The sequence below is a fragment of the Vibrio sp. SCSIO 43132 genome (assembly GCF_019904195.1).
GTDB classification, from domain to species: Bacteria; Pseudomonadota; Gammaproteobacteria; order Enterobacterales; family Vibrionaceae; genus Vibrio; species Vibrio nigripulchritudo.
This window is the reverse complement of record NZ_CP063199.1, coordinates 2060312-2084186: the sequence shown is the minus strand read 5'-3', so window position 1 is coordinate 2084186 and position 23875 is coordinate 2060312. Positions and strand designations below refer to the sequence as shown.

Sequence of the window (23875 nt, the reverse complement as noted above, 5' to 3'; positions counted from 1 at the left end):
TTACGCTTTACGAATGTTGCAGAGAGTTACTTTGGTCTCCTGCATCTGGGTCACTGGGTCATAACCATAAGTAGTGGCGGTGTTTGCCGCTTCACCAAGGACATACGGGTCTGTCCCTTCTGGGTATTTATCTTGAAGATCTTTACCCTGGAACTTTCCGCCAAAGTGGAAAGGAACAAACGCCATTCCCGGTTTCACGCGTCTTGTCACCATGGCTTTCACGTGAATACGCCCTTTCTCGGCACCTTCAACCCAGACCATGTCGCCATCCCTAAAGCCAAGATCGTTGGCGTCTTTCGGATTCACTTCTACAAACATTTCCTGTTGAAGTTCAGCCAGCCAAGGGTTGGAACGCGTTTCTTCGCCCCCACCTTCGTATTCAACCAATCGACCAGAAGTAAGAATGATGGGGTACTCGCCCGACTTATCCTGATCCTGAATGGATTTGTATAAGGTAGGTAAACGATAGATGGATTCTCTGTCGTCCCATGTTGGGTAGTCGGCAACCAGATCGCGTCTTGGGGTGTACAGAGGCTCGCGGTGTAGTGGCACTCGATCTGGGAACGTCCAGACCACCGCTCGTGCCTTGGCGTTACCAAACGGGATACATCCGTGTTTAATGGCGACGCGTTGAATGCCACCCGACAAATCGGTTTTCCAGTTTTTACCCTCTGCGGCGGTTTTCTCGGCTTCCGTTAAGTCATTCCACCAACCCAGTGCTTTAAGCAGTTTGTCGTTGAACTCTGGATAGCCATCTTCCAGCTCACAGCCTTTCGAATAGCTGTCCACCGCAAGCAGATTCTTTCCTTCGAATTCCACACCAAAACGTGCACGGAAGTTACCACCCCCTTCTGCAACTGGCTTGGATGTGTTGTAGAGGATGTGCGTACCTGGGTGTTTCATTTCCGGCGTGCCCCAGCAAGGCCAAGGTAGACCGTAGGTTTCACCGTGTGCGGGTCCGCCTTCTGCTTCCAGTGAGGTTTTGTGGAAGGTATGCCAGTTTTGCTGATGTTCTTTCAAACGCTCTGGGCTTTGACCTGTGTAGCCAATCGTCCACATACCACGGTTGAATTCGCGAGTGATGTCTTCAATCAGAGGCTGGTTGTTTTCGACTTTCACGTTTTTAAACAACTGATCGGAGAAACCCAGTTTCTTCGACAGCAGATACATGATCTCGTGGTCGGGTTTGGATTCAAACAGCGGTTCTACTACTTTGTCACGCCATTGAAGTGAGCGGTTAGAAGCGGTAACACTGCCATAAGTCTCGAACTGAGTGGTCGCAGGAAGCAGATAGATACCGTCTTTGCGATCATTCATGACAGCCGCAACAGTCGGATACGGATCGACGATGACCATCATATCCAGTTTTTCCATCGCTTTTTTCATCTCTACGCCACGAGACTGGGAGTTCACCGCGTGTCCCCAATAGAACATGGCTCGGATGTTGTCTTTTTGCTCGATGTTGTCCTTGTTTTCTAAAACACCGTCGATCCAGCGAGACACGGGAATACCCATGTTGTTCATTGGCTTCTTGTCACGGTATTTGTTCTGATCGAAGCGATTCTGAACCCACTCGAAATCGACTTCCCAGACTTTAGACCAGTGTTTCCACGCGCCGTCAGACAGACCGTAATAACCCGGAAGCGTATGAGAAAGCACGCCCAAATCGGTCGCGCCCTGTACATTGTCGTGACCACGGAAGATGTTGGCACCGCCACCACTCTTACCAATGTTGCCAAGCGCCAGCTCAAGAACACAGTAAGCACGGGTGTTGTTATTACCTGTGGTGTGTTGGGTACCGCCCATACACCAGACAACACAACCCGGGCGGTTTTCAGAGAGCAGCTTAGCGGTTCTGTATACTTCCGCTTCATTCACACCTGCAACGCGTTCAACTTCAGCCGGTGTCCAGCGAGCAACCTCTTCTTTGATTTCATCCATGCCAAATACGCGTTGGCGAATGAATTCTTTGTCTTCCCAGTTGTTTTTGAACACATGCCAGAGGATGCCCCAAATAAAGGCGACATCAGAACCCGGACGGATAGAAACAAAGTGATCCGCTTTGGCTGCGGTTCGGGTACGACGAGGATCCGCGACCACGATTTTGCAGTTGTTCTTCTCTTTGGCGATCAGAATGTGCTGCATGGCGACTGGGTGCGCTTCAGCAGGGTTAGATCCGATAAACAGCATCGACTTGCAGTTGTGCATGTCGTTAAAAGAATTGGTCATTGCCCCGTAGCCCCAGGTGTTTGCCACACCAGCTACCGTTGTGGAGTGACAAATCCGAGCCTGGTGATCGACGTTATTGGTGCCCCAAAGCGACGCCATCTTACGGAACATGTAGGCTTGTTCGTTGTTGTGCTTGGCACTGCCGAGGAAGTAAACCGAATCGGGTCCAGATTCTTTGCGAATTTCCAGTGTTTTGTTGCCAATCTCTTCGATGGCCTGATCCCAGCTAAGCTGTTTCCACTTTCCGCCTTCCAGCTTTATTGGATATTTCAGCCTGCGTTCGCCGTGACCATGCTCACGCAGTGCCGCGCCTTTCGCACAATGACCGCCAGCATTAAACGGGTGGTCGAAAGCCGGTTCTTGACCCGTCCAGACTCCGTTTTGCACTTCGGCATAAATGCCGCAACCCACTGAACAGTGGGAACAGATGGTGCGTTTAATTTCTACGGGGGTATTTGCCGACACACTCTTTGCTTCTGCTTTACGCATCATGCCCGGCGCAAACATAGAAGCCCCTACAGCGGCTCCCCCTGCGGCGAGTGTTGAGTTCTTCATAAAAGAACGGCGGCTAAGTCCGATTTGGCATTCTTCCTTGTTGACGCTATCGGAACGCTTGGTAAGTTTCATTCCATTGCTCCTTATAAGGTGTCGTAATAATCACGGATATGTTGCGTTTCTTTGTATCCGGTGGTTGGTTCGGTCACCTCTGGTTGTGTTTCCTCAGCAGCAGCGACTTTGGAAGTGCCAGCGGCAAGTGCCCCTGCTACCGTGACTGTGGTCATTCCTTTGAGCAGGTCCCGGCGTCGAGGATCGATGGCTTGTTTGTCTTTCATACATTGCTCCAGTTACGTAAATGGATGCTTTGCATCTCTGTTTTATTGTTCGGTTGCGATCATCTTTGTTTCTCGAACAGGAACACGGGCGAAGCGTGTTTGCTCTATCAACAAAAACTGATTCATCACAGTCGCCAAGGCTGCGTAAAATTGCGCATGCTCAGCTTGTTTTATCTGTACCGTGAGTTTTTCAAACCAAGGTTGTATGTGGCGGTTAAAGAACGCGTTTTGCTCGATTTCAGTTTCCAGAAGCGACATAACCTCGCACAATGCGGCGATATGATCTTCAGGTTCTTTGGTGGTTTCATTGCGTTCAAAACCCAGTCTTTCTAAATCCTGTCGAATTAGAGCCAGAGGCTTTTCCATGAGCGACCCTGTCAGGTGCCAGGATGCGAATGGCATCACTTCTCCTCTGCCAATTCCGATGAAGAGGAGTTGATATTCATCTGCAATGTCTTGTGGGCTGTATATAGCGGCCGCCAGACTGAGTTGCGTCCATGCATCAGACATTCGGCTGTCGGCACCTTCACTGATTTCAATGCCTTGAAGCCAGTCGAGCACGTCTTCTTTAGGAGCGGAGCGCATCAGAGCCGCAAACAGTGCGTAGATGTCGCTTCTCATTGACTCATTTTTTGTAGACTGTTCTGAAATAGTCATTAGACGCCCCCTACACATTCAGCTGTTTTTCTGGATGTTCAGCAAAGTCGTTGAACATGTCGATAACACGGCAGTCTTCACACATCGCGATGCGGTTGATGGCGATTTCATCGCTAAAATGGGAGTGACCACGTAACTTATTCTGTAGCATGGTGATCATGGACTGAGGCGCAAAAGGTTTACCGCATCGTAAACATTCCGCTGCTTTCTCCTGATGGATCACTTTCGCTTGTATTCGTTCTTCTTTATCCCAGTTGAATCTCGGTTGGAGCGATAACGCACTTTCTGGGCATGCTTTTTCGCACATCCCACATTGAATACAGTCTTGCTCTACAAACCTGAGCTCCGGTGAAACTCCGTCATTGTGTAGTGCGCCTGTTGGGCAGACGGCTACGCACCCCATGCACAGCGTGCAGTCCTTGCTGGCACAACTTACGTTGCCGAAAGGCGCGCTGGCGGGGACTGAACTTTGAATTTTTTCTGGTATATGGAGGGAAGAAAGGTGGTCTAGCGATTTAAATAATCTTTCACGCTTCGTGCCCTTTAGTTCACCGATGGGTGTACATAAAGACGAATTCAATAAAGTGGGGCTAGAATCTTTTAAGTCTTCGAGATACAAAACTTGAATTCGTTCACCCTCAATTCCTAACTGCGAAAGCAGCGCCTGTGCTGTGTCTATCTCCTGCCCTAAAACACGCAAAATGGTTTCTGGCATTTTACGACTCGCTGCAAACATCACTTGAGCCGCACCATTGGTCAGCGCCGCAAACCAGGTATCGATGCCAACAGACGGCAATTCTTCCAGTTCAACCGGAATCACATTGTCCGGTAGCGCATTAAGTGCCATCAGGTTGTATGTTTCATGGCGACTGCTGCAAAACAGGATAATTGGGTTATCGCCCTTAGCTTCACGGTAGTTTTTTAGCAGTCTTTCAACAAATGCCTGAGTTTGAGTAGGTTCGGGAATGGCATAATGAATGGCTTCTGTCGGGCAAGCCGTAGCACAGGTTCCGATACCCTGACAAAGGTATGGGTTGATTTGAATTTTGTGCCCAATTTCTTCATTACCATCACTGGTTAACGCTCCGGCTGAGCAGGCATCAACACAACGATCGCATCCTTTTACACCGCGAGAGCTGTGTGCGCACTTATCGGTGTCCAGCCGAAAATACTTTGGTTTATCAAACGTGCCCATCATGTCGGGGATCGACTCCAGTGCTTCTGGTAACGTCGGATACCCTCGTCCACACGGGAAATAACCAGGAACCGGTACTTCTTCTGTCATAAGCCCCTGCAAGGTCATGTCCAGCACGACATCAAAGCAGTCATGCCCAATCGCCGCAGTAGCTAAATTTACGGTATTTCCAGCGTGATTAACGGTGACTTTAAAGGCTCCAAGAAAACCATGAATGTGTGGCTGGTGACCAAAATACAGTCGGGATGGATCGATTAATTGGTCGGATTCTGCATCATGCTCGGTACAAAGCAGAGTAAGCGAGTCTAGATGGTTTAGCTGCGTTTCAATCTCAGCAAGAATTGGAAAAGGACCAATCACTAATGTATGACCCCCACTGTGGTAGCTGACCGTTGGGGGAATGAGGTTGGTCAGCTCCACAGTGTTGGTTAACGCTGCTTTCCTTGCGAATCCGTTTGCACTTGTTGGCTCAGGAAGTTTCTGTTTTAACATTGCTTTATGTTCCATTTTTGAACGTATCTTCGTCCTATATCGGAGGTATAAAGCAATTTGCGATCCAACCGCTCCTAATTGATATTTTGATAGCTTCTAGTTTGGGAATATGTGCGCAATGTTAAGCAGTTGTGACATTTTGTCGCAGGTTAATTTTCTGAGCCTTAGTCAAAATGTACCTACTTTCCATGTGGTATATTTTGTCCAGTTGGATGGCTTTCTTGCATGTTGTCTGCAGAAATTTCCGACTGAATATCTTCACAGTCATTAGTGTTTTGGACGGCTTCATCTTGTTGTCCGATACTCTGAGGATTCTCCTCCTCTTCAAGCTGTTCTTTCACCCATCCGCGGAGTTTTTCGGAGACCTCTTTTGTCAGGTTTCCTACTGATGCGTAGTCGTGGTCGTAATCGTTTAGTGCGTCGACTTCACTGAATTCACCACTGAGGAACAGCTTTCTTAACGCTGCTTTTTTTATCGCGGCGTCAGCGCCCTCTTTTAAAAGAGAGGCAACGCTGGGCTCGTCGGTCTCGCTTTGTTCAGGCTCTTCGATATCGTCTGGTATTTCTGCTTTATCTGGCGCTTGTGGTGAGGCTTCCTGCTCTGCCGTTTTCTGAGTATCGGCTTTTTCAAGATCAAGGATTTGCTCTGATTCAGAGTCTTTATCTTCTTGTAATTTTCGTGCGCTCCAGCGCTTTAAGAAATCAGTTGCCACTTGCTCTGCCCGCCCCTCTGCGCTTCTTACGTCGTTGTTCCAGAAGTTCACCATGTCTGCCAATAAAGGCTTCCATCCACGCCTGAACTGGTAATGGCATATCAATGGAAAGAACCAGATAGTCACCATCCATATAGCTGCCTGCCACCGCCTGAGACGCTGTTAACGCAACAGGTTTTAGCTGGTCAAGGTTTTCAAGAGCCAGGAACAGTTTGGGCTGCACCGAGTTCAGGTTAAAGCGGTAGTCAGTGCGTTCATCCCGATGAAGTTCTAAAGGCATAGTCAACTCAGAGTGGTTTTCGGGTTTCAGGTTGATGCTCTTCCATTCCCACTGTTGAGTAACCCATCGACCTGTGCCCACATTCTTACTATCAAGGACACATTCAACCATCCAGAGGTCTTCGTTTTTATCTAGTGACATATTGCTTCCAATCTTTGTGTTGGTTAAAAGTCTTAAGGGTTAAAAGCAATTCTTGCGCCAATTGGCAAGGTAATTGCTGTTTGAACGTAGAACACACAAGAATAAGGAAGCTGCTTTGTCTTATCAGCCCAAAATAATAAAAACAGGAAACTCACCTTCTCCTACCCAAGAAGTTGAGGTATTTGACGAATATGGCGAGCGCATGGTGAAAGAAATAGCTTGTGAGCGCCCTATTACCGTAATGCTTAACTGGAAGGAAATCGTGACTCTGATGACGTTAGGGTCGCGACCCGACGCTTTGGTACTGGGTTACTTAAAGAATCAGAGTTTTATTGAAGACCCCTCAGCCATTGAGTCCGTCATTATTGACTGGGAAACCAACACCGCTGCCGTTATCACTAAAGAAAATACGGATCATTTAGAAAAAGCGCTGAAAAAGAAGACTGTTACTTCGGGCTGTGGTCAGGGCACTATGTATGGCAACGTAATGAAAAAGCTCGAAAACTACCAGGTACCTCAGGTTGTGACCAAGCAGTCGGATATTTATGCTTCATTAGAGGCACTCACCCATCACAATGACACCTACAAAAAGGCGGGTGGCGTTCATGGCTGTGCGATTTGCCGAAAAGAAGAAATATTGTCGTTTGTTGAAGATGTTGGTCGCCACAATGCCGTTGATACACTGGCGGGAGAAATGTGGCTTAAACAAGAAACTGGTGACGACAAAATTTTCTACACGACAGGTCGCTTAACATCCGAAATGGTCATCAAAGTGGCACAAATGGGAATACCGGTTTTGCTTTCCCGTTCTGGTGTGACGCAAATGGGGTTAGATCTGGCAAGGCAATTTGGCATTACCACTATCGCCCGAGCTAAAGGCTTGCGTTTTCAGGTCTTTACCGGTGCTGAAAACATAAAGTTTGATGTAAAAGGCAATCACTGAGTTTTTCCTTTCTCTTCCCTTCTAAGGTGCGTTAAGCGCACCTTCTTGCAATCCTCTAATACTATGCTATCTGTTAATAATACTGACTGTCATGAAAAATACACATAAATGAAACATAAGGCATTCAGTGGAACAATACTTCAGCGAATTCAGTTGTATCGTTTTGTTTAACGTCAGTCCAAACCAAGAATGGTCGTTGCTCTATCGGGTCTTTCCGAGGCGGCGGCGATAAGTTATTGGTGGAGGAGCTAGGTTATGCCATTGAATATGAAAATCGCAGGTGCCCTTTCTCAGTACACGATTAAGGCGAAATTGCTTGCCGTAACTGGTGCATTGTTAGTTTGTATTGGTACTTACGCAGTTTATGAAAGCACCATAATACAAGAGCTGGAAAGTCTGCAGTTTGCTGCTGAGCAAAACGCACAAAGTGAGACAGAGTTACTTCTGTTACGGCGTCATGAAAAAGACTTCTTAGCGCGCAAAGATCCCAAATACATCAAGAAATTTGAGTCCAGTTACCAATCCCTGCAATCGAGAGTCGGTAATCTGGACACACTGCTCGCCCAGTACGCGACCCAGAGCAACACGGATTTTGCTGATATTGAGCAAACGTTAGAACAATACCTTCTTCAATTTAACCGGCTTGCTACTCAAATGTCCTACATCGGGTTGGACGAAGAATCCGGACTGCTCGGCGAGCTTAATTCTAAGGAAGAAAAACTCAATAACCTTCTGGTTACCGCGGATCGCCCTAGCCTTTCTAATGAATTTTTGCGATTAGTGGATAGCCAGAATCGATTTTTCCTGACTCAGCGACATGAGCAATATCAACAGTTCCAGGAAAACTGGCAGGGGTTTCATTCAAAGATTCAGGAACAGCCTCTTTCAACTGCGATGATCGATGCTCTTAGCCTGGCTTCTGACGACTTTAGAGGGGCTTTCGATGAGCTCTATAAAGCGTGTGTAGCATTGGGGTTAGATCATAACAGTGGGATGCGTGGCGAACTCAGGAAAAATGTTCACGGTACTGAAGATAGTCTGAACCGGATGCAGACTCAGATTGGTGAATTGGTTAATGAATTGCGGGTAGAAGCAAAAGTCAAACTCAGAAGTTTTGGTATCGGAATCGGTCTGTTTATCTCAACCTTACTTATTTTACTGAGCATTCAGATCTCTGGTCGGTTGATTAATGTTCGAAACATGATGCGCAATATTGCTGAAGGTGAAGGCGACCTTACGGTAAGAATGGAAGACAAAGGTAAAGATGAGCTGGCCCAGCTTAGCCAGTCCTTCGACAAGTTTGTAGGTAAACTTCAGGGCAGCGTGCTGGAGTTGGCTGCTGTAACCGTTCAGCTCGCTCAGGCGGCGGAATCCTCTCAAAAAGCCGCTAACACCAGTTTGGATAACGCCGAGCAGCAACAGATGGAATCCTCCTCTATCGCTACTGCGGTCAACCAAATGCTAATGACCACCAATGAAATTGCTTCAAACATTGAGAATGCTGCCAGTACCGCGCATAAAGTAAAAGTTGATGCGGAAGAAAGCATGCGGCTCAGCCATATAGCGGGTGACAGCATTCAAGGGCTCACCGATAACATTACCAACTCGCAAAATCTGGTGCGTCAGTTGGAAGAACAGAGCACCGAAATCCAATCTGTTGTGTCGGTGATCAGTGAAATTACCGAGCAGACGAACTTGTTAGCGCTAAATGCAGCGATTGAGGCTGCCCGGGCTGGAGAAAATGGCCGTGGTTTTGCGGTGGTTGCTGATGAAGTGCGCCAGCTTGCAAAACGTACATCTGATTCGACCAAGGTGATTGAACGAACTATTAGTGGGCTATCTACTGGTGTACAAAGCACCGTGAACCTGATGCAACAAAGCTTAACTAAAGCGGGAGACACTAATCAGCAGACAATACACGCCGTAGAAGCAATTCAAAGGATTGTGGAAGAAGTCAGCGCCATCTTTGATATGAACTCTCAAATTGCCACCGCTTCCGAAGAGCAGGCTATGGTGTCTGCGGACATTGATCGAAACATCACGCACATTGCCGATCTGGCAAATAACACCAAAGACGCCGTGAATGTTTCGGTACAAAACAGCAGTGAAGTCCGTCAGGCTGCGGATAGATTGGAGCTGATTGTTGGGCAATTTAGATACTAGGGTTTAACGATTGAAGTCATTAGAAGAGAAATCGCGTTTTGCTTCTAGGAGTAACATGCTCCTAGAAGCATCGGAATAGGCGCATGGTTTTACCCTTCTGCCATTACCCGCTTAAGTTTTTGAAGTTCCGGTTCATCAAATGTTACGTAGCCAATGGGTATTTGGGTATCGACCTGAGTGATAATCAATTCTGCGCTCTCTTTCCCAAAGCCGCCACACAGCTCAATGACCTGAATGCCTTGCTCCACCATTTCCTTTGCTACGATCACCGCTTCTTCATCGCTGCTGACACAGGTAATATTCGTTGAGAAGCCTTGCGTAGCGATTTTTGCTTTGTGTTCCGAATGATTGTAATTGTCTGCTTTTACAATAAAACCGTATCTTTCAAGCATGATCCGCTCCATCTTTGTCAATTGGGCGTTGGGATTTCACGAGTTTTGCCACCCGACGATACCAACGCTTTTTAGGGTAATGTACCGTCAGCTCATAATATTCAGAGTCGTTAAAAATCAGCTGATACTGGTCCGTTGCTAACTTACTGAATGAAGTTAAAACATAGCTGTTGTAGTACGGTGTTAAATTGCAATCGCCGACCTTTTCGAACTGCTTATTGATAACGACGACTTCACAACCTTCTTCAAATAAGCAGTCCCAGCTTAATATGAGTAGAAAATACGCACCGCAGTCGTACTGCTTTTCAATAACATACCCTGGGACTTTGAAGCTTAGTTGCTGTCCACGAAAATAAAGGTGTGACTCTAGAGGCCTATCTTCATATCGACCTTGATGAGTTTGTATTGTAAACGTGTCGACAGCTTCCATGTTCTTCTGTTCTGCGGTTGGTTTAGTACTACATTATCACCAAGACAAATTCGAATCATGATCTGCTGTGCCATAGAAATCTATGGCGCTTTTATGACAAAGCCTTTTTCAATACCGGATTGAAAACCGACTTTTTCATACAGCCGGTGAGCCGAAAAACGAGTCTCGCCAGACAGAAGCACTACTTGATAGCAATTCTGTTCCCAAGCCAGTTCTAGCGCTTTTTCCAATACCTTCTGGCTGAGCCCACGGCGTCGGAAATTTTCACTGGTAATCACATGTTCAATAATTCCGAAGGGCTTGCCTGCGTTGGTCACGGTTGGTACTAACCCTAGTTGACATGTCGAGGTTAGATGTCCATCTACTTCAGCGACAACGAGCGTTGTATGCGGATTATTTTGCATGGTTGTCCAGGTTTCCGAGAGTTCCTCCTCCGTAACAACCGGATCGTTGCCGCGCAGTTCTTTATACAATTTAAGAATACCCGTTAAATCGTCTTTTTTCGCAATGCGGATAAGCTCCATGCATTTATCTCCGTGAAGTTATTTGTTTAAATCTCTTAAAATCTGAGCGACCAGCTCTTCTATATTGGAAGACCCTTTTATAACTATTCCTCTTTTTTGATTCAGAGAACTCAAGATCGCTGGTTTTCCTAAGCTGGGAAAATTCCAGATAAGTTTTAGCAAACGTGGAAGTATCATAATTTCAGGGCAGTTAGCAGGAAGTTCAGGTCTGGAGCGGAAAAGGTACGGTAAGTTACGTTTTAAGCAACGAAACACACAAATGGTTCGAGGTACATCTAGAAAAACAACATAATCTGAATTGTCGCGGACAAGTCGAGAAACGCCTTCGATAACCCAGTGATCATGCCCGATTAACTCATTCTCACCTTGCGATCTCTCTTCTTTTGAAGCCGCAACCCACCCCTCTTTCCAGACGACGCTGTCCAGGCTATAGACAGGCAGATCTAATGCCTCACCTAATCTGCTTGCCAGCGTTGTCTTACCGGAACCTGCGTTGCCTGTGATGTGGATTTTCATTTTAATGGGGTGACTCTTCAGAGCACTTTTGAAATTGCTTTTTGAGCTGCTGGCGCACAAAGTTCAAGTTGAGAAAGGTCTAGCCAATCCATCGACTCAATCTCTGAGCTGGTAGAAATTTCTCCCATAAAGTCAGCGTAATAACAGTGCATTTCAAGCGTTGTACCTTCAAATCCATAGGCCACATCGCAGATGGAAAACGCGCGTTTTATCGTAGCTGGATCTAAATCAACACAGAGTTCCTCTTTAATCTCTCGAATTAATCCAGCTTCATGGGACTCCCCGGGTTCCAGTTTTCCACCCGGAATAAAATATTTGTCTTTTCCTTTGGTTTTTACGCAAAGTACTTTTGAGTCACGCGCAAGAACCCAGGCAACACTTTCTAGTTTTTTCATTTTTAAGCCAAAAATATCAATCGAATAATCAGAGCAAACACATAGAGACCAATACAAATTGCCCACACTCTTGCCAGGGCATGGCCAATATTTCTTTTTGGATTATTCGCCGAGGTCCACAAGGATTTCACAGCAAAAATACCAAAACCGATAAACAACAATGAAGAGATCGCATATTGTGTTGTCTTGAGAATGGACTCAGAGTTGGTGAAAAATTCAAATTGCATAGCCACGGCGCCGATTGCCAGAGCGGTTAGCGTTGTTAGAACATAGCCAACCAAACTGACGAATACGACAGATTGCCAAACCGCGATGTCACCTTTCCATGCTCGACGTAGAAACACTTTATTCTCCAAAAAATATCATTTATTTAGATTCTAACTCTTTGTTAATTATTATTTTTAATTCACGGGTGGGGTCAACACTTAATGGATGGCATAGAGTGCGAAAGCTCGCAGAAAAGGAAATTTGGAAGTACAGCGGGAGAAAATATCCCGCTGCTCGTTTAGGAATGAATTTAATCCGCAAACACCAATTTGTTTTTATCGAGATCTCTGACATAAGCTGAGAATCGGGGACCTCTCTGGTTGGGCTTCCCCTCGCAGGTACCACCTAGCTCAAGTGCCTTATTGTAAAGCCTTTTGACTTCATCAACGGAACCCACACTAAATCCAACCATGGTTCCGTTTCCATTAGTGGCGGGTTCTTGGTTAAATGGGATCGCGACTGCGAACGCAAAGTCTCTGGATTCATCTTGCCAGTAAGTCATTCTTTCGTTGGATAAAACCTGACTAAATGCGGTTTTCTCAAACAGCGCATCATAAAACTGTGTAGATCTGTCCAGATCGTTCGTGCCAACAACAAAATAGTTCATTTTCATGGTTCAGTTTCTCCTACTCAATGTTAGGAGAACTATATATTCACACCGCTGACAAGGAGTGTCAGCAGACCCTAGATGCTGAAGGATTCCGATACTTTAAGGCGGTATGTCGAATGGTATGTATCAATCGAAATTTGATGGTTATGGCTTTGCTTGTTTAGTACTTCTACCACCTTGGAAAACGAGCTGTCTTTACCAAATCGCTCGGCAAGTGCCGAATAGCGCCTTGAAGACGAAAACAGCACGTGTGCCAGCTCTTCAGATGTTACCGGAAGAGTGATTTCTGCTTTCGAAACGTTAAGTTCATGAAGGTTTGAATCTCCTTCAAAGTTCTCAGCGTGGTTATAGCTAGAGGATCTGGGTGGAATTGCAGCGCCCAGCTTATTTAGAAACTGTTCCAGTTTTACTTCAAAATCATAAACTACAATCAACGCGTCTGGGCGACAGACCCGAGCCAGTTCAGTACTCAGTGTTGAGGATTTTGCGTATGACAAGGAGCCTGCAAAAGAAACGACATCAATAGACTGTTCACCAAGCGGGATACTTTCTGCTGTACCTTGTAAAAAGCTGATGTTCTTATGAGGTGTTGCCTGAGCGAGCATTGCTTCACTGGGTTCAAGACCTATAACGTTCTCACAGAAATGGCTGAGTGCTTCTGTCGATATGCCTGTACCGCAGCCTATATCCAGACCGGTAGAAAAGCGTTGGTTTTCTGGAAAAATATCTTGGAGAATTTTTCTATGAATAGGTGGTCGATACGCTGCGTAATGTTCTGATACCTGGGTGTTATATTGCTCGCTCACATAGGTTCCTTATTTTGGTTAACTTAACCCGATTGAGTCCGATGTTCTCCTGCTAAAAGCCCGAAGAGTGCGGAATCTGAAACAACTCCGCCTATTTCCCATCTTTGCCTTAGAAGCCCTTCTTTCACAAAACCCAGACGTTCTAAAGCGTTGCCTGATGCGACATTCAGGGGATCAATTTCAGCTTCGATTCGTCGCAATTCTAATGTGCTAAACGCGTACTCAATAAGTACACTCGCTGCTTCAAACACTACGCCTTTTCCCCAAAAATTGCGGCTAATGCCAAACCCAATCTCGGCTCTTCTGGACTCTTGCTCTAAATTAAACAGCATTATTTTACCTAACAGGTTCCCGCTGTCTTTGAGGTATATTCCAAGAGTGAGTTCTTTGTTGTTATTCATCGATTCACGGCTGGTTTTGATGAACTGAGTCGCGACATCTAACCCATCCCAAGGCGCACAATTCCAATACTTCATGACTTGGTGATCCGAAAAAATGTCGTAAAGGTCTTGTGCGTCGTTTTCGCTAAGCGCTCTCAATATCAAACGCTCTGTTTCTATTTTTGTTGTAATCATTCAGTGAAAAAGCTGCCTGTATTATTGAGTTGAAGAGATGGAGCCACTGCCGTTAAACGAAGCTTTCAGATGCTCAGGTACTCCGGAATATTCAATACGACCAGAGCCATTCGCTTGGGCGTCTAGTGTCTCTGAAGCATGGACCTTCACTTGCCCTGAACCATTGATCCTGACTTTCACTTTTTTAGCCTTCAGTTCAGATGCATCGACATCTACGTCACCGTCTGCAGTGACGGATAAGTATTCTGCATTGCCAGATACTTGCGATGTGGCAGAACCATAAACCGACAAGTCGAACTCATTTGCCGTCACTTCTGTGATGTTTGCCTCTTGGTCACCATTTAAGATCACTTCATTCACAGATCCATTGGTTAGGTTGAATTGATATCCTTTGCTGATTCGGACATTGTTTTTAGTGTCTATTACGAGCTTTCCGCTAGAACATTTGTATCTAAGATACCCAAGTTCTTTGTCTGTTCCTTCAACGCTACCAGATGATTTCCCTTGAGCCACAAGATTCACGGTTGAAGGTGCGTTTACCACCAGCTTTGTGTAATCGCAGTCCGGTACGCTACCACCTGCGAAGGCGTTACTTACGAATGCTAATTGACTGCTCGCCAGAGCGAAAGCCAGATAATTCCAGTGCCGAATTTTCATTGTTTTTCCCTTTAATTTAACGCTACAGAAAGGTGTGGAGGACACCCTTTTTACCAACTGAATTGTGTTTGAACCACTCGATTGTCGAACCAAGGATCGCAGCGACTTTAGAATAGAATCATCGGTATTAATTCAACAAAAAAGTATGGAGTAACAGGTCTAGCTTTTACCTTCTGCAATCAAAAGATGCCATTTGTAATATACCTTGTACCGCAATCGGAATTGATATAGAAATCGAAACAATGGTCTTTCCCTTATAAGTAACACAACTTTTCGATATGAGAGGTATCGCTTCTCACTACATTGCTGATCAGGAGACATCCAATGAAAGTCGATTCTCAGTTAAAAGAAGTACCAGAAACCATGCTATGGACATTGCATAACCGTGCCAATGAAGCGATGCGTGAAGATTCGGTGATACAGGACGACAAAGCCATTCAGATCTACCAGAGTATCAACTATGACTACGAAAAGAGCTTCGGTAAGGCAGATCCTTCACATGCGATTCGGTCTCTTGATTTTGACCGTGAAATTAGTGCTTTTCTTGATGAGTATCCCGATGGCACTATTGTTAATCTCGGAGAAGGGCTTGAAACACAACGGTTTCGAATAGATAACGACAAAGCATTATGGTTATGTGTTGATTTACCTGAATCAATCGAAAACAGAGAACAGTTTATTCAGCCCGACTCGCGTCATCTCCATATTGCTCTTTCTGCCTTGGATCTGACTTGGTTTGAAAGTGTTCCCAAGGACAAGCCCGTATTCATTTCTGCGCAGGGACTATTTATGTACTTCGCCGAAGAACAAGTGAGGTCTCTGCTTCAGGCAATAGAACAGAACTTCGATAACTGGGTAGTTATGTTTGATACCATCCCTGCGTGGCTTTCCAAGAAAACTATCTCACAAGATGGCTGGCAGAAAACGCCAGATTATAAAGCGCCTCCCATGCCTTGGGGGGTGAATCGTAGTCAGATAAGGCAAACATTTAGCCGATGGCTTCCTGAACATGTGAGCGTGAGAGATATTGGGTATTCAACTTTCCCCAGAGGAATCATGAAGTGGGTATTTTTATTGTTCACGTCAACTCCCGGTCTGAAAAACGCTACCCCAACAATCGTTAAGCTGGAAAGCTGGCAATAAATTCTCCAGCCTATAGGTAGCTAGTAACCAAGTCAGAATCGCGAACTTAGCGAAGTGTTTCTACACCCTATTGCTGTCGAAAACTGAGAACGTAAAAGTGGTACTCTTTTCCTGTTTTTGCGAATTCCTTCGCACGAAGATCCAATCGATCTAATATCTGAATTCAGTTTAGGTAGTTAAGCTGCCCATACCAATCAATAGGTTATCTCCCACTTTCAACCTCATGAACAGAAGATAAATTTCATTCGCACAAATGATAATTACTATCATCTTTGTTAGTTTGTGATATGTTATAACATCTCAAATATTCAAAGGATGAGATTGTAGTTTGAAAGAGATAAATGTGGTCATCATTGGAGCAGGTCCAGCAGGTTTAGGCTGCGCTGCTCTGCTTAAACAAATGGAGATCGAAAACGAAGATATGTTGGTCATTGATGCTAATACCATTGGTAGTAGCTTTGAAGCGTGGCCAAAGGAAATGCGAATGATCACCCCGTCATTTCCCAGTAACGGCTATCACCAGACCGACCTTAACGCGATCACACCGGATACTTCCCCTGCATTCAGTTTAAACAAAGAGCACCCAAGTGGTGCAGATTATGCCCAATACCTGCGTAGCGTGGCGAAGCATTACGACTTACCGGTGAAGGAAAATACTAAGGTTGTTGAAGTGACACCTCATAGCGAAGACCGCTATTTGGTAAAGACAGAATCCGGTGAACCTATCCTATGCCAATACTTGATATGGGCAGGTGGGGAGTATGCCGCTCCTCGGTTGAAAGCCTTTGAAGGCAGTGAACTTTGTTTACACAACAGTCAAATCGATTCCTGGGCTGATTGCAAAGAAGAACATTACGCCGTAATTGGCACATATGAAAGTGGTGTTGATGCCGCATTTAACCTGGCAAGCCAGGGAAGGCGCGTCACCTTGATTGATTCGGGTAGCGAGCAAGAAGATACCTATGACCCAAGTAGAGTGTTGAGTCCTTACACAGCCGAGCGTTTATCGTCTATGGCAAACATGGATTTAGTCGAACTTGAACAGGGATTCAAAGTATTGGAAGTTCGAGCTTCAGAAGATCAGTATGAACTGATATCAACCACAGGTGACACACTTATAAGCAAGGGAAAACCCATCAACTGCACGGGTTTCGATACCCACCTTGGTCCGGTAACTGATCTCTTTGATATAGCAGAAGACGGATTTCCTATCGTCAATAAATTTGATGAATCCACCCTGCATCGCAACTTATTTTTGTCTGGTCCCAAACTGGTTCACGGAAACAATTTGCTTTGCTTCATATACAAATTCCGCGGTCGATTCGCAACACCATGCAGCATTATTGGTGCTGAGCTAGGGCTGGACACGTCTGTCTTAAATCACTACGAGCAGGCAGGAATGTTATTGGATGACTTTACGTGTTGTGAAACTCAGCAGTGTTTCTGCTGATTAATAGTGTGAGGATTTTATGTTTAAGAAGCACGTTACTAAAACGATCAGCTTATTCACTCATTCAACAAGCCTTTTAATATTGGCCATTGTGGTGGGTTCGATAATTGGTCTTACCTCCCCTAGCCTTGGCAGTTCTGCAGGCAACTATATCGACCCCACTATTATGGCGTTAGTGGTTCTGTTGCTGTTTGAAGTACCGCTGAAAGGTGTGTTTAAAGGCGGAACCAATGTTCGTTTTATCGGATTGGCTTGGGTGATGAACTTTATCATCATACCCGTAGTTGGATTCGGTATTGCGTCGGTTTTCTTGTCTGGTGAAGCGCTGTTTTATACAGGTCTTGTTATTTACTTTATGGCGCCATGCACCGACTGGTATTTGGGCTTTACTCGCCTTGCTAAAGGTAACGTAGAATTGGGAGCCACTTTATTGCCAATCAATATGGTGAGCCAGCTTGTTTTGTTCCCGGTTTATCTACTTGCGTTCAATACAGTTATTGAATACAAAATTGACTTAACAGTTCTGCTTGAATGGTTTATCAAACCTTTGATCGCCGCCACTGTTTTGCGATTTGTTCTGCATCGCTTTATCGATAAATTATTGCCTATCTGTAATGCGTTGATTCCGTTGGTGTTGATGCTTTTGGTTGGTCAGATATTTGCTGCCAACATCAACCAGCTAGCGGCACACTTATCTATCGTTCCTCTATTGCTTCTTGCGATTTTCGTCTTCTTTATCGTGACATTTGCATTAGGAGAACTGGCAGCGAAGTTTGCAAAGCTAGAGTACCCAGAGCATTGTTTGCTCACCTTCACCACCGGAGCAAGAAACGCCCCTCTGATGCTTGGTTTAACGACGGTAGCTATACCTGACCAACCGCTGATTTACGCGACCATCACGATCGGAATGCTAATTGAGTTCCCTCATTTAACGGCATTGAAAGCGATATTCCTGAAGCGTTTTAAATCTGAATCGTCCAGCAATTTAGCAACGTCCAGTTAATTACTTGAAAAGTCAATTAAGCCGCTTACCCTTGTTTAGCAAAGAGTAAGCGGCTTTTTACTATCACGCAGCTCTTGGAGCAAACATGATGATTGCCATGCCTAACAGTGCGACAGACACCCCAACAATATCCCAAAGTGTTGGTCGGATCCCATCAACTAGCCACAGCCACACGATGGCAACAAAAATGTAAACACCACCGTATGCCGCGTAAACCCTGCCCGCCGCAGTCGGGTGAAGAGATAACAACCAGGCAAAAAGAGCCAGGAATATAGCGGCAGGTACCAAAAGCCAAACTGACTTATCTTCTTTTAGCCATAAATATGGCAAATAACATCCTAATATTTCTGCAATCGCTGTGACAAAGAACAAGCCAAGTGTTTTTACTTCTAGCAACCGAATTTCCTCAATTTTTTAATACTGTTCATTCAACAATCATTTTGGTTTCGCCAGTGTTATGGCTACTAAGCCAAAGTGTTCTGATGATCATCCATTGATTAACCCAATCTAATTGGAATCGAAGAGTAAGTGAAATAGCTTTACATTGGCGTTACCGAAAGCGCGACACTTAGGTTACTCTTCAGCAAAGAAATGATATCTCATTAAGGTCGAACAGTTTTCAGACCACTAACCCAAGTGTGACGTGGGCTTTCGCCTTGATCCTGTATTGCCTCAACCACAAAATCCACAAATAGCTTTACCCGCAATGGAAGAAGTTCTCGCCGATGATAGAGAATGTAGACCCCTTCGTCCGCAGACCGAATGCCAGGGAATAGCGGGAGTAGTTCACCACTGTTGATCCAGTCTCGGGCTATGAAATGCGGAATCTGCGTCAGTCCAAGCCCTTGAGCACAAAGTTCCGCCATCGATTCTCCATCATTAACGATGATGTTTTTGTCTACCGCTTGCGTTTGAGCCTCATCTTCAGGAGAGAGTTTTAGCCCAAGTATCTTTCCCGTTTGTTTATAGCGAAACCGAATCCAGGTATGCAGATGAAAATCCTCTGGTCCACTGGGTGTTCCGTGCTGGTCGAGATACTCTTTGCTTGCACAAATAAGGAAATCAATCGGGCTTAATTGCCTAGCAATTAACTGGCGATCCTGCACCGAGCCGGAACGAATAGAGACATCAATGCCCTGCTCTATCATATCGACATAGGAATCGTCGTAATGAATTTCCAAATCTATACTGGGGTATTGTTGGCGAAACTGCTTAAGTAAAGGCTGGATATAGCGGCGGCCATAAGAAACAGGCAAATTAAGCTTTAGCGTACCCGACGGCGAACTATTCAGATGCTGTAACTTTTCCTCACAGGCGATAAGCTCATCTAACACAAGCTTTGCTGTACGCGCATATTGGTGACCTGCCAATGTCAGGCTGAGTTGGCGTGTTGACCGTTGAAACAACTGCACACCAATCTCAGCTTCTAATCTATGCAAAGCTTTACTCACTGTTGATGGATCGGTGCCGTATTTTTTCGCTGCACCAGCGAAACTCCCTCTCTCTAATGTTGCAACGAAAAATCGCAACGAGCGTATTTTGTCCATGCTAAATCCATATCCATTCGTGAATTATATTCACTTTAGATGAGAGAAGTCGGCACTTCAATCATGAAAATCGCTCGTTAAGATGGTTGCAGCTATTTATTAAATTAAAGGATGACAAAATGTTTGATGGCAAATTGAAGGGTCGTATCATTGCTCTGTTCACCGTTTTTCTCGCATTGTTTGTCTTGGTACCTACGGCATCAGCGGAAAAAAAGAAAATAGGTATCTTGGTCTATGATGGTGTGCTTACCTCGGACGTTACGGCACCACTTGAAGTGTTTGGCGTTGCAAGTCGACTAACTTGGTTCAGTGACTATGAAGCGGTCACTATTTCTGTCAGTGACAAACCCATGATCACCACTGAGGAAGGTTTAAAAATTGGAGTTGATACCTGGATTGGGCAATCACCAGAGGTTGATGCGTTAATCGTTACATCGAGCTATGACATGGATCCGCTGATCGAAAACAAAGTGCTGATCGACTATATCGCTTCAACGTCAAAAAAAGCGGAATGGATGGCAAGCAATTGTTCGGGTGCTTACCTGTTGGCAGAAGCTGGTTTGCTAAATGGTAAACAAGCAACCACCTGGGCTGGTGGTGAAAGAGATTTTCAACGTGACTATCCTAAAGTGAAGGTATTGAGCGACACAAACTATGTCGTCGATGGGAATGTCCTCACATCCAATGGCAGCCTTGTGAGTTATCAGGCAGCACTAAAGCTTTTGAATTTGATGACTTCACAATCTAAAGCTCAGGAAGTGGCGGATGCACTGCAATATTCTCGCTTCTCTCATCAGACTTTTTAAGTGCTGATATTTATTGAAACAGCCTCAAGAGAGGGTCAGCTGCCCTCTCTTGTAGTCCGACTAAAATATTTAACTTCCATTCGAAAGAAACCTGCACGCTAGTCGTCATAACTTTCTGGAAATATCTGAAAAAAACAGTTTCCAGCTTTCAGACTTTGTATCGTAAGTTTCATATACATGTTTGATGTTCCCTTTATTGTCAACGTTCCATGTTCCCCTGAAAGGCGTTTCTTTTCCTGTAGAGTGGTTAACAATATTTCCTTCAAAAAACAAAACGTTTTCAGATGTCGGTTCGCCAAACACTTCGAAAGTAAATCTTTCGCTACTCCAAAAGTGCCTCCATTTCCCTTTGTTAACGTCTAAGCTGAGCACACCGACAGACAGGTCACCCTTATTATTTTTGAATTTTTCCAGAATGGCACAACCGCCAGAAGTAGTCTGATATTCTGTCCGACCAAGTTTGTTGCCGTTTTCCAGATAATAGTCATATTTTCCCGGCAAGAAGTTTAGAGCGTTAGAAAGTCGGTGAGATGACTTACAAAAAGAATCACCACTAGGTTTGGCTAAATCGTTTGCTTCAGAACGTTGGGATGGTTTCCTGGCTACACCAATAAAAAAGCGTTTCCAGTTATTTTCTTCTTTACCAAGTTTGAGAAACTCTTTGGTAACTGAGCCATCAGAATTTCGGGTGTATACTCCTTTTACTGCGGAGCTTGCTTCCCCATTGTTAGGGTACATACGCCCTTCTAGGATAAGATTGCCCGACTCATCTAATCCTCCGGAATAATCAATATGAAAACGTGGACTCATCCAAACCTGACGCCATTTTTTTGATTCAGGATCAAAGAAGTTCATTCCCGTACCAGTTTCACCTGAAATTGTCTTCCATTCTTCTAGGATCAGGCAGCCTTTCTCCTTTTTATGGTACGTTTGGTTGGCTATCAGCTTTCCATCCAGAGTATAAAATTCCCACTCTCCAACCAAAAAATCCAAATCTCTATACGGAGAAGTATCTTCAGCACAAAGAGGGGGTTGAGCAAATCCTGAATTTATTGAGCAAATCCCTGCTAGCGTAAATATAAAAAACCTTACGAAAATATTCTTCATCCGTTCATTTCCCTTGAATTTAACGCTAGGGCTCTTCGCTACTCTCGTATTGGCAGACACAACACTTATGACAGCCGAGCTACCCTACTCTTTTTTGATAACAGGGACCCACCAACGAACACCCATTTCACTGAAATGCCTATAAGGCATCGGAAAATAAGCGACAATATCGGGTTTGTCTCCATCCCTTTCGTAACCCGTAGCAGAAAACCATTCACCGTAGATATATCTGTTCGTTTTCATAGCGCTTCTATAAGTGCATTCAAACTCGGCATAAGTGGCAGTTGGCACTGTATGAACTTCGAATTCTTCTGAGTTGCTGTCTGGAATAAACTCTATGCCAAGCACATCCAAAAATTCATCGAGTTTGTCTGCTTCACTTGGGAAATAGGCGGTGAGAAGTGGAGCGCCAGTTATTGATCCCGGTCTGCCATGAGTTAATTGACAAAGCGCTTTATACTCATTCGACTTGACGTACTCTTTCCAAAAATTCTGACCATTTTTTGCAAAGTCATCGAATTTAAAGCTCTTGCTTTTCCCAACAATCTTAAACGAAGGTCTTTCTACTATTTTATAATCCATCTTTTCGGCACCTATAGCTTCAGAAGGAAAAGAGGCTCGCTTGTACGTGGCGATTTTTGCCTGAGATGTTCGAGCGTCGCTTGGATTAATCCCATGCACGCTGCGAAATGCTCGGGTAAAGGCGTTTGGGGAGTCGTATCCATATCTTAAGGCGATATCAATGATTTTTTCCTGACTACTTACCACATCAACAGCAGCCAAGGTAAATTTACGCCGCCTAACGTACTCAGCAAAGGTTACATTGAAATAGGCATAGAATACTCTGTGAAAATGATATTTTGAGCAGTATGCAATTTTGGCTGCCTCATCTATCGAAATTTCACCATCAAGGTTTTCCTCAATGTAATCAAGAACTAAATTCAATCTTTCAAGCCAGCTCATACAAAGCCTCCACATGAGAGAATATAGTAGTTATCAAGCTGAATTCGCGTCTCACCTTTTTTTGCTGTCTGGTACTGAGGAAGAGGAAAACGCGTAGAGCCGAACCCTTTGGGCAGCAGACTGGTAGACAGTTAAATACGTCAGGCGTGGCTCTCATCTGATTCTTTGGGGTCTGCACCATACTCATTAGTACCTTTAACACCTTCTGTCGCGGCAAAAATAATGAGTACTATCCAGCCGATGAGCGGTATTAGCGCAATTAAAACCCACCATCCAGTACGACCTATATCATGTAAGCGACGCACGTTTACCGAAATTCCCGGAACGATTAGCGCCAACCCATAAATGATGCCCAGAAACTCAATCCCTAAAATTTTGTCAATTAGCCCCAAAATAGACGTGAAGATCGCGTTGAACAAAATGAACATCCAGTATTCTTTTCTTCTCGCCCTCCCCTCAAATATCGCATACTTTTTTAAGACAGCTATATACCATTCCATTTCCCATTCCCTATGGTTTGCTTTTAATGATAGATACCGTAATAAGTTAAGTGAATGGTCCCTCCAAGTGGCTTAATACAGCCTTAAACTCGCTCTGGTTAGGGGGATTCAAATAGTTCACTACTAAATCGATACTGACATAAGCATCAAAATTGAATAAGGCATGTAAAGTGCTGAACAAAATTAGATGTGAGCTAAACAACATAAAGCAACTTTGGAAATTTAATTTTCACATACACGCATTCGCTGAACCATTTCCAATTGCCTTCCGTAGTACAGATAGTTATCTAAATACGGATCTAAATATGTTTTCTTTTTTTAAGAACAACTCGGCTAAAAAGCTCAAAAAACGACACTCGATGCTTCTTGAACAAGCGATGCAAGCTCAAAGGCGCGGAGACATCCGAACTTACTCACTATTAACTGCTGAAGCTGAAGAAGTTTTTGAGCAAATTAAGGGCATGGGCAACTCCAGTTCTTAAACTATTGCCCAGTCAAAAGGACAAGGATCCTTTTAAATGACGTGGTTGATTAAGGA

Annotated in this window: 28 protein-coding genes; 7 read left to right on the top strand and 21 right to left on the bottom strand. The window is 44.7% G+C overall.

Annotated elements, in window-relative coordinates; translation table 11 throughout:
• The 6 genes from INR79_RS09455 to INR79_RS09430 all read right to left on the bottom strand — a co-directional run bounded on the left by INR79_RS09455 (position 1) and on the right by INR79_RS09430 (position 6540).
• Positions 1–2856, bottom strand: coding sequence for a formate dehydrogenase subunit alpha (locus INR79_RS09455; RefSeq protein WP_223093820.1), 2856 nt, complete (start codon positions 2854–2856; stop codon positions 1–3).
• Positions 2857–2867: 11 nt separating this feature from the next.
• Complete coding sequence (locus INR79_RS09450) at positions 2868–3062, bottom strand: transcriptional initiation protein Tat (RefSeq protein WP_223093818.1); 195 nt, start codon at positions 3060–3062, stop codon at positions 2868–2870.
• A gap of 42 nt (positions 3063–3104) precedes the next feature.
• The gene (locus tag INR79_RS09445) at positions 3105–3719 is read right to left on the bottom strand and encodes a molecular chaperone (protein ID WP_223093816.1); all 615 of its coding nucleotides are present in this window, start codon (positions 3717–3719) and stop codon (positions 3105–3107) included.
• Positions 3720–3729: 10 nt separating this feature from the next.
• Positions 3730–5406 (bottom strand): 4Fe-4S dicluster domain-containing protein, encoded by a 1677-nt coding sequence (locus INR79_RS09440; RefSeq protein ID WP_223093814.1) that lies wholly within the window; start codon positions 5404–5406, stop codon positions 3730–3732.
• A gap of 179 nt (positions 5407–5585) precedes the next feature.
• A complete protein-coding gene (locus INR79_RS09435) occupies positions 5586–6173 on the bottom strand; it encodes a DUF3306 domain-containing protein (RefSeq protein WP_262415403.1) in 588 nt (195 codons plus the stop codon).
• Positions 6109–6540 carry a DUF3305 domain-containing protein gene (locus tag INR79_RS09430; protein WP_022550709.1) on the bottom strand — a complete coding sequence of 144 codons (432 nt, stop codon included), beginning with the start codon at positions 6538–6540 and terminating at the stop codon, positions 6109–6111. The genes INR79_RS09435 and INR79_RS09430 overlap by 65 nt, the downstream gene beginning before the upstream one ends.
• Positions 6541–6655: 115 nt before the next feature.
• On the opposite strand from INR79_RS09430, the gene INR79_RS09425 reads away from it, so the two are divergent.
• Entirely contained in the window at positions 6656–7483 is an 828-nt protein-coding gene (locus INR79_RS09425; RefSeq protein ID WP_223093810.1) for a formate dehydrogenase accessory sulfurtransferase FdhD, read from the top strand.
• A 255-nt stretch (positions 7484–7738) separates the two neighbouring features.
• Positions 7739–9646, top strand: a complete 1908-nt coding sequence (locus INR79_RS09420) for a methyl-accepting chemotaxis protein (protein ID WP_022611427.1) — start codon at positions 7739–7741, stop codon at positions 9644–9646.
• Between the two features lie 89 nt (positions 9647–9735).
• Here the strand turns inward: INR79_RS09420 and INR79_RS09415 are convergent, their stop codons facing one another.
• The 10 genes from INR79_RS09415 to INR79_RS09370 form a co-directional block, all read right to left on the bottom strand.
• Positions 9736–10038: a DUF6506 family protein gene (locus INR79_RS09415; RefSeq protein WP_223093808.1), complete on the bottom strand. Its 303-nt coding sequence runs from the start codon at positions 10036–10038 to the stop codon at positions 9736–9738.
• Positions 10031–10468, bottom strand: a complete 438-nt coding sequence (locus tag INR79_RS09410) for a hypothetical protein (protein WP_223093806.1) — start codon at positions 10466–10468, stop codon at positions 10031–10033. The genes INR79_RS09415 and INR79_RS09410 overlap by 8 nt, the downstream gene beginning before the upstream one ends.
• An 80-nt stretch (positions 10469–10548) precedes the next feature.
• Positions 10549–10992 (bottom strand): GNAT family N-acetyltransferase, encoded by a 444-nt coding sequence (locus INR79_RS09405; protein ID WP_223093805.1) that lies wholly within the window; start codon positions 10990–10992, stop codon positions 10549–10551.
• An 18-nt stretch (positions 10993–11010) separates the two neighbouring features.
• Positions 11011–11508: an AAA family ATPase gene (locus INR79_RS09400; protein ID WP_223093803.1), complete on the bottom strand. Its 498-nt coding sequence runs from the start codon at positions 11506–11508 to the stop codon at positions 11011–11013.
• A gap of 17 nt (positions 11509–11525) precedes the next feature.
• Complete coding sequence (locus tag INR79_RS09395) at positions 11526–11903, bottom strand: NUDIX hydrolase (RefSeq protein WP_223093801.1); 378 nt, start codon at positions 11901–11903, stop codon at positions 11526–11528.
• Positions 11904–11905: 2 nt separating this feature from the next.
• The gene (locus INR79_RS09390) at positions 11906–12247 is read right to left on the bottom strand and encodes a hypothetical protein (RefSeq protein WP_223093799.1); all 342 of its coding nucleotides are present in this window, start codon (positions 12245–12247) and stop codon (positions 11906–11908) included.
• Between the two features lie 173 nt (positions 12248–12420).
• Positions 12421–12783 carry a VOC family protein gene (locus tag INR79_RS09385; protein WP_223093797.1) on the bottom strand — a complete coding sequence of 121 codons (363 nt, stop codon included), beginning with the start codon at positions 12781–12783 and terminating at the stop codon, positions 12421–12423.
• Positions 12784–12854: 71 nt separating this feature from the next.
• A complete protein-coding gene (locus tag INR79_RS09380; protein WP_223093795.1) occupies positions 12855–13586 on the bottom strand; it encodes a class I SAM-dependent methyltransferase in 732 nt (243 codons plus the stop codon).
• Between the two features lie 23 nt (positions 13587–13609).
• Positions 13610–14161, bottom strand: coding sequence for a GNAT family N-acetyltransferase (locus INR79_RS09375; RefSeq protein ID WP_223093793.1), 552 nt, complete (start codon positions 14159–14161; stop codon positions 13610–13612).
• Between the two features lie 21 nt (positions 14162–14182).
• On the bottom strand, positions 14183–14818 hold the full coding sequence (locus INR79_RS09370; RefSeq protein WP_223093791.1) for a GIN domain-containing protein: 636 nt from the start codon (positions 14816–14818) through the stop codon (positions 14183–14185).
• A gap of 324 nt (positions 14819–15142) precedes the next feature.
• On the opposite strand from INR79_RS09370, the gene INR79_RS09365 reads away from it, so the two are divergent.
• The 3 genes from INR79_RS09365 to INR79_RS09355 all read left to right on the top strand — a co-directional run bounded on the left by INR79_RS09365 (position 15143) and on the right by INR79_RS09355 (position 18414).
• Complete coding sequence (locus INR79_RS09365) at positions 15143–15961, top strand: class I SAM-dependent methyltransferase (RefSeq protein ID WP_004398334.1); 819 nt, start codon at positions 15143–15145, stop codon at positions 15959–15961.
• A gap of 328 nt (positions 15962–16289) precedes the next feature.
• Positions 16290–17411 (top strand): NAD(P)/FAD-dependent oxidoreductase, encoded by a 1122-nt coding sequence (locus INR79_RS09360; RefSeq protein WP_262415329.1) that lies wholly within the window; start codon positions 16290–16292, stop codon positions 17409–17411.
• A gap of 19 nt (positions 17412–17430) precedes the next feature.
• Complete coding sequence (locus tag INR79_RS09355; protein ID WP_022590854.1) at positions 17431–18414, top strand: arsenic resistance protein; 984 nt, start codon at positions 17431–17433, stop codon at positions 18412–18414.
• A gap of 63 nt (positions 18415–18477) precedes the next feature.
• Here INR79_RS09355 and INR79_RS09350 read toward each other — a convergent pair whose 3' ends face one another.
• The gene (locus INR79_RS09350) at positions 18478–18810 is read right to left on the bottom strand and encodes a YnfA family protein (RefSeq protein WP_022550693.1); all 333 of its coding nucleotides are present in this window, start codon (positions 18808–18810) and stop codon (positions 18478–18480) included.
• 206 nt (positions 18811–19016) lie between these two features.
• Entirely contained in the window at positions 19017–19961 is a 945-nt protein-coding gene (locus INR79_RS09345; RefSeq protein WP_223093789.1) for a LysR family transcriptional regulator, read from the bottom strand.
• 119 nt (positions 19962–20080) lie between these two features.
• On the opposite strand from INR79_RS09345, the gene INR79_RS09340 reads away from it, so the two are divergent.
• On the top strand, positions 20081–20767 hold the full coding sequence (locus INR79_RS09340) for a DJ-1/PfpI family protein (protein ID WP_223093787.1): 687 nt from the start codon (positions 20081–20083) through the stop codon (positions 20765–20767).
• A gap of 105 nt (positions 20768–20872) precedes the next feature.
• Here the strand turns inward: INR79_RS09340 and INR79_RS09335 are convergent, their stop codons facing one another.
• The 3 genes from INR79_RS09335 to INR79_RS09325 form a co-directional block, all read right to left on the bottom strand.
• Positions 20873–21874, bottom strand: a complete 1002-nt coding sequence (locus INR79_RS09335) for a hypothetical protein (RefSeq protein WP_223093785.1) — start codon at positions 21872–21874, stop codon at positions 20873–20875.
• An 84-nt stretch (positions 21875–21958) separates the two neighbouring features.
• Entirely contained in the window at positions 21959–22837 is an 879-nt protein-coding gene (locus INR79_RS09330; RefSeq protein ID WP_223093783.1) for an AraC family transcriptional regulator, read from the bottom strand.
• A gap of 140 nt (positions 22838–22977) precedes the next feature.
• Positions 22978–23337, bottom strand: coding sequence for a DUF805 domain-containing protein (locus INR79_RS09325; RefSeq protein WP_223093781.1), 360 nt, complete (start codon positions 23335–23337; stop codon positions 22978–22980).
• 305 nt (positions 23338–23642) lie between these two features.
• Between INR79_RS09325 and INR79_RS09320 the strand changes: the two genes are divergently transcribed.
• The gene (locus INR79_RS09320; protein ID WP_223093779.1) at positions 23643–23819 is read left to right on the top strand and encodes a DUF6435 family protein; all 177 of its coding nucleotides are present in this window, start codon (positions 23643–23645) and stop codon (positions 23817–23819) included.
• Positions 23820–23875 lie beyond the last annotated feature (56 nt).

What these genes read in the sequence shown, in the direction of transcription:
- INR79_RS09455 (WP_223093820.1), bottom strand. Translation starts at nt 2,856, where the DNA reads ATGAAACTTACCAAGCGTTCCGATAGCGTCAACAAGGAAGAATGCCAA.
- INR79_RS09450 (WP_223093818.1), bottom strand. Translation starts at nt 3,062, where the DNA reads ATGAAAGACAAACAAGCCATCGATCCTCGACGCCGGGACCTGCTCAAA.
- INR79_RS09445 (WP_223093816.1), bottom strand. Translation starts at nt 3,719, where the DNA reads ATGACTATTTCAGAACAGTCTACAAAAAATGAGTCAATGAGAAGCGAC.
- INR79_RS09440 (WP_223093814.1), bottom strand. Translation starts at nt 5,406, where the DNA reads ATGTTAAAACAGAAACTTCCTGAGCCAACAAGTGCAAACGGATTCGCA.
- INR79_RS09435 (WP_262415403.1), bottom strand. Translation starts at nt 6,173, where the DNA reads ATGGTGAACTTCTGGAACAACGACGTAAGAAGCGCAGAGGGGCGGGCA.
- INR79_RS09430 (WP_022550709.1), bottom strand. Translation starts at nt 6,540, where the DNA reads ATGTCACTAGATAAAAACGAAGACCTCTGGATGGTTGAATGTGTCCTT.
- INR79_RS09420 (WP_022611427.1), top strand. Translation starts at nt 7,739, where the DNA reads ATGCCATTGAATATGAAAATCGCAGGTGCCCTTTCTCAGTACACGATT.
- INR79_RS09415 (WP_223093808.1), bottom strand. Translation starts at nt 10,038, where the DNA reads ATGCTTGAAAGATACGGTTTTATTGTAAAAGCAGACAATTACAATCAT.
- INR79_RS09410 (WP_223093806.1), bottom strand. Translation starts at nt 10,468, where the DNA reads ATGGAAGCTGTCGACACGTTTACAATACAAACTCATCAAGGTCGATAT.
- INR79_RS09405 (WP_223093805.1), bottom strand. Translation starts at nt 10,992, where the DNA reads ATGGAGCTTATCCGCATTGCGAAAAAAGACGATTTAACGGGTATTCTT.
- INR79_RS09400 (WP_223093803.1), bottom strand. Translation starts at nt 11,508, where the DNA reads ATGAAAATCCACATCACAGGCAACGCAGGTTCCGGTAAGACAACGCTG.
- INR79_RS09395 (WP_223093801.1), bottom strand. Translation starts at nt 11,903, where the DNA reads ATGAAAAAACTAGAAAGTGTTGCCTGGGTTCTTGCGCGTGACTCAAAA.
- INR79_RS09385 (WP_223093797.1), bottom strand. Translation starts at nt 12,783, where the DNA reads ATGAAAATGAACTATTTTGTTGTTGGCACGAACGATCTGGACAGATCT.
- INR79_RS09375 (WP_223093793.1), bottom strand. Translation starts at nt 14,161, where the DNA reads ATGATTACAACAAAAATAGAAACAGAGCGTTTGATATTGAGAGCGCTT.
- INR79_RS09370 (WP_223093791.1), bottom strand. Translation starts at nt 14,818, where the DNA reads ATGAAAATTCGGCACTGGAATTATCTGGCTTTCGCTCTGGCGAGCAGT.
- INR79_RS09365 (WP_004398334.1), top strand. Translation starts at nt 15,143, where the DNA reads ATGAAAGTCGATTCTCAGTTAAAAGAAGTACCAGAAACCATGCTATGG.
- INR79_RS09355 (WP_022590854.1), top strand. Translation starts at nt 17,431, where the DNA reads ATGTTTAAGAAGCACGTTACTAAAACGATCAGCTTATTCACTCATTCA.
- INR79_RS09345 (WP_223093789.1), bottom strand. Translation starts at nt 19,961, where the DNA reads ATGGACAAAATACGCTCGTTGCGATTTTTCGTTGCAACATTAGAGAGA.
- INR79_RS09340 (WP_223093787.1), top strand. Translation starts at nt 20,081, where the DNA reads ATGTTTGATGGCAAATTGAAGGGTCGTATCATTGCTCTGTTCACCGTT.
- INR79_RS09335 (WP_223093785.1), bottom strand. Translation starts at nt 21,874, where the DNA reads ATGAAGAATATTTTCGTAAGGTTTTTTATATTTACGCTAGCAGGGATT.
- INR79_RS09330 (WP_223093783.1), bottom strand. Translation starts at nt 22,837, where the DNA reads ATGAGCTGGCTTGAAAGATTGAATTTAGTTCTTGATTACATTGAGGAA.
- INR79_RS09325 (WP_223093781.1), bottom strand. Translation starts at nt 23,337, where the DNA reads ATGGAATGGTATATAGCTGTCTTAAAAAAGTATGCGATATTTGAGGGG.
- INR79_RS09320 (WP_223093779.1), top strand. Translation starts at nt 23,643, where the DNA reads ATGTTTTCTTTTTTTAAGAACAACTCGGCTAAAAAGCTCAAAAAACGA.